Here is a 492-nt window from a genome sequence, read left to right on the forward strand (position 1 = left end):
TCAAAACTATCAATATGCGGGCTAAGTGTTTTGGTGTCGGTAGGATTTGGATGCAGGCTGTAGTGCAGAATAAACTGCTTATTGGTACTGATCTGCAGATTGTAAGCCGGTTTTAACTGGCCGTTTAGCATATGGTCCTCTTTCATGCGCATAAAAGTGGCATCGGTATCAGTCTTGGAGAACGAGTTTCTGTTTTGAAGAATTTCTTCTTGCTGTTTGTACTTTTCAAGGTTCTTTGGCCAGTTCTTTTTGGCATAATTGAGCTTCTGGCGTACTTTCGAAGGAACTTTTTTCTCTTTCAAAACTGCATTGATCGTGTTGATGGCAGCTTTTACTTTTTGTGTATCAATAGCCCTAAAATCAACAGATTCTGTATTTTTGAGTTCTTCTTTGGCTACACTCTGTGCATAATCCCAAAGTTCTTCCAGCTGTTGTTCAATACGTTCTTTACTCTTTTTAATAGCCTTTCCCCAAACAAAAGTATAACGGTTG

1 pseudogene is annotated in these 492 nt (G+C 39.0%); it reads right to left on the reverse strand.

Features of this window, described 5'->3' with window-relative positions:
* A pseudogene (locus tag K8B81_RS20825) lies at nucleotides 1-492 on the reverse strand (IS1182-like element ISMsp1 family transposase); the annotation flags it as partial.

Origin of the sequence: Flavobacterium hibisci (genome assembly GCF_020026925.1) — a bacterium.
In the GTDB taxonomy this organism is placed as follows: Bacteria; Bacteroidota; Bacteroidia; order Flavobacteriales; family Flavobacteriaceae; genus Flavobacterium; species Flavobacterium hibisci.